Origin of the sequence: Methylobacterium nonmethylotrophicum, assembly GCF_004745635.1 — a bacterium.
Lineage (GTDB): Bacteria > Pseudomonadota > Alphaproteobacteria > Rhizobiales > Beijerinckiaceae > Methylobacterium > Methylobacterium nonmethylotrophicum.
Map to the genome: position 1 here is coordinate 1 of NZ_SRLB01000083.1, position 3361 is coordinate 3361.

5 protein-coding genes are annotated in these 3361 nt (G+C 71.4%); 4 read left to right on the top strand and 1 reads right to left on the bottom strand.

Translation table 11 applies throughout. The annotated features are described in order from the left end of the window. Positions 1–184 precede the first annotated feature (184 nt). A complete protein-coding gene (locus tag EU555_RS35800) occupies positions 185–436 on the top strand; it encodes a hypothetical protein (protein ID WP_135420130.1) in 252 nt (83 codons plus the stop codon). Positions 437–440: 4 nt separating this feature from the next. On the opposite strand, the gene EU555_RS35805 is transcribed toward EU555_RS35800, so the two are convergent. Then, positions 441–1217: a quinoprotein dehydrogenase-associated SoxYZ-like carrier gene (locus EU555_RS35805; RefSeq protein WP_135420132.1), complete on the bottom strand. Its 777-nt coding sequence runs from the start codon at positions 1215–1217 to the stop codon at positions 441–443. Positions 1218–1516: 299 nt separating this feature from the next. On the opposite strand from EU555_RS35805, the gene folP reads away from it, so the two are divergent. The 3 genes from folP to folK are packed head-to-tail and all read left to right on the top strand — an operon-like array spanning position 1517 to position 3164. After that, entirely contained in the window at positions 1517–2302 is a 786-nt protein-coding gene (gene folP / locus EU555_RS35810; RefSeq protein WP_135420137.1) for a dihydropteroate synthase, read from the top strand. Positions 2303–2319: 17 nt separating this feature from the next. Beyond that, complete coding sequence (folB, locus tag EU555_RS35815; RefSeq protein ID WP_135420133.1) at positions 2320–2682, top strand: dihydroneopterin aldolase; 363 nt, start codon at positions 2320–2322, stop codon at positions 2680–2682. Beyond that, positions 2679–3164 (top strand): 2-amino-4-hydroxy-6-hydroxymethyldihydropteridine diphosphokinase, encoded by a 486-nt coding sequence (gene folK / locus EU555_RS35820; protein WP_135420135.1) that lies wholly within the window; start codon positions 2679–2681, stop codon positions 3162–3164. The genes folB and folK overlap by 4 nt, the downstream gene beginning before the upstream one ends. Positions 3165–3361 lie beyond the last annotated feature (197 nt).

Here is a 3361-nt window from a genome sequence, read left to right on the forward strand (position 1 = left end):
CATGCCCCGTCTCCCGCTCCCGTCGTCAGGAGCAGGGAATCACGCCCTCGCCGCGCGTGCAATTTGCAAGGAAACCCACTGACCCACGCCAAGCCCTTGCACGCGCGAAGACGTGTGCATAACCAATCCGCGCGATCTTCCAACGATTTAGCCGTTCTTCACGGCCGACACCGACGACGAGCCGGTGCTGCAGGACGGTCTGTCGTGGCTCGAGGCCAAAACCCGGCTCTATCGGGCGCATGCAGCCTGCCGGGCGGTGCTGGTGATCGAGCAGCGCCGCATCGAGATCGCCGTCTGGGAGCGGGAGCCGGAGGGCTGGGTGGCAAGGCGGCTTGCCGATCCAGACGCGACGCTGGACCTGCCGGAATTCGGTCTCCTCTGCCCGGTCGGGGCGCTCTATGCCGGCACGCATCTGCGGCCGCGCCGGCGCGCGTGAGCGCTCAGCTCCCGCCCACCGGAAACGTCCGGGTGAACACCTTCCCCTCGGTGTCCTTGGCCGCCACCGTCACCGGCTCGGTGGTCCCGGCGAAGGTGAACCGGAAGGTCGGGTCCTCGCTGATCGAGATGCCGCCGGTCATCGAGAAGAGCGGCGTGTCGCCCTGGCGCACGCTCAAGGATTCGACGAACCAGGCCGGCGTGTAGAGCCGGGTCAGCTGGTCCATTTGCAGGCCGGAATAGTTCGGGTGGCGGACCTGGACCTGCGCCTCGCCGCGATCCGCGAAGGCGCGGAAGCGCATCTCGCCGAGATGGGCCTTGGCCTCGGCCGGGTCCTTGACCGCCGGTGCCGAGCAGCCGCCTGCCGCCTTGACGTAGGTCTTGGTCATGTAGAGCGCGCCGTCCTCGGTCTCGGCGATGGCGCGCAGGTAGGAATAAGAGTTCACCCGGATGCGGGTGGACAGGTCGAAGCGGCGCTGGCCCTGCGCGAACCGGAACGTGCCGACGACCGGCGCGGGGTTCTCGTCGACCACCAGGGTCAGGCTCTTCACCCGGCGGGCATCGCCCTCCGGCAGGGCGACCCGCAGCGTCACCGGCACGATGGCGGCGTCCTCGGCGCGCTTCGGGGCCTCCAGGCTCACCAGCCCGGCCCCGTCGCGGATCGGGCGGTCGCCCAGGACGGTGGGGCGCAGCTCGGTCCAGGTCGTCTCGGACCGCTCGTCCTGCGCCGCGGCCGGCCCGGCAAGGACCAGCAAGACCGTCAGGGCCGACAGCGCTCTCATGGCAGCACTCTCATGGCGTTCTCCCAGGTGCGGGCCCCGCCGGGCCTCTTCCCTCTCCGGCCAATGTAGAGGATCGGGCGATCCTGTACCAGGGTAAGTCCCTGAACCGGCGCGGTTTCGGGCCGGCTCTCGCCGGATGGTGATCGGCGCGGCGCCGTTGCGCGCCGGCGCCCCTCGGCCTATCCCGGGATGGTCGCCCTCCCGAGGATCGCCGCCCCGTGACCGCGCCCTCTGCGCCTTCGCCATCACCGTCTTCTCTTGCCGCCCTGCTGCCGGATCTCGGCCGCCGCACCCTGGTGATGGGCATCCTGAACGTCACCCCGGATTCGTTCTCGGATGGCGGCCGCTTCCAGGACCTCGACGCCGCGCGGGACCAGGCCGCCCGCCTGGTGGAGGACGGCGCGGCCCTCCTCGACATCGGCGGCGAATCGACGAGGCCCGGCCACACCCCGGTGCCGGCCGAGGAGGAGCAGGTCCGGGTGCTGCCGGCAATCCGGCTGCTTGCCCCCGCCCTCCCCGTCCCGATCTCGATCGACACCTACAAGGCCTCGACCGCCGACGTGGCCTTGAGGGCGGGCGCGCGCATCGTCAACGACGTCTGGGGCCTGCAGCGGGAGCCGGAGATCGCGGTCGTGGCGGCCCATCACGGCGCCCCGGTGGTGGTGATGCACAACCGCGAGTCCATCGATCCCGGCCTCGACATCGTCGACGAGATGAAGGCCTTCTTCGAGCGCTCGCTCGCCATCGCCCGCCGGGCCGGCATCCCCGACCGCGACATCGTCCTCGATCCCGGGATCGGCTTCGGCAAGAGCTGGGAGCAGCATCTCGAGGCCTTGCGGCGCCTCCCCGAGATCAAGGCGCTCGGCTTCCCCGTCCTCGTCGGCGTGTCGCGCAAGTCGGTGCTCGGGCGCATCCACAACGCCGCGACGGCGCCGGCCGACCGGCTGTTCGGGTCGATCGCCGCCCACGTCACGGCCGCGTCGCTGGGCGCCGACATCGTCCGGGTCCACGACGTGCGCCCGCATGTCGAGGCCTGCCAGGTGGTCGACGCGATCACGCGCCCCGACACCCGGGCCGGGGGCTGACCGAAGTGGATCGCACCTTGGACCGCATCCTCATCCACCGCCTCGCGGTCTTCGCCCGCCACGGCGTGCTGCCGGAGGAGGAGGTGCTCGGCCAGCGCTTCTACCTCTCGCTCGAGGCCCGCCTCGATCTCGGCGAGGCCGGCCGCAGCGACGCCATTGCCGCCACGGTGAGCTACGCCGACCTCGCCGGCCTCGCCCACCGCATCGCCACCGAGCGCCGCTTCCGGCTGATCGAGGCCCTGGCCGAGACGATCGCCCAGGAGGCCCTGGCGGCGTTCCCGATGCTCCGGAGCCTCACCGTGCGGGTCGACAAGCCCGGCGCCCCGATCCCGCTGGTGCTCGACGGCGTCGCGGTCGAGATCACGAGGACGCGGCCGTGACCGAGGCCTATCTCGGGCTCGGCAGCAATCTCGGCGACAAGGCCGCGATGCTCGACGCGGCGGTGGCGGCGCTCGCCGCCACGCCCGGCCTCGCGGTGACCGCCCGCTCGCGCAACTACCGCACCCCGCCCTGGGGCGATACCGACCAGGACTGGTTCCTCAACGCGGCGCTCGGCATCGAGACGCTGCTCTCGCCCCATGCCCTGCTCGAGGCCTGCCTGTCCGCCGAGACGCGCCTCGGCCGGGTGCGGGAGCGCCGCTGGGGGCCGCGGGTGATCGACATCGACGTGCTGCACTATGCCGGTGCCACGGTCAGCGACGCGCGCCTGGTGCTGCCCCACCGCTTCCTGCGCGAGCGCGCCTTCGTGCTGGTGCCGCTTGCCGAGATCGCCCCGGACCTTGTGATCGGGGGTGAGACGGTGGCGGAAGCGCTGGCGCGGCTCGATCGCAGCGGCATCGAGGCAGTGGACGGTTCGTCCTGACGCTGCTTCGGCCATCGTTCCAAGCCGAACCGTGCGATCCAGATGCCCTCCACGGTCGTCCCGGGTTCTCGCCGCCGGCGAGCCCCGGGATGACCCTGTCGTCCGTGAAGAAATCGCTCAGGCGGCTTGGCTGCTTGGCGGGTCGGATCTGACCATGCGGAGTGCGGCGGCGAGCAGGAGAGACAGCAAAAGCCTGA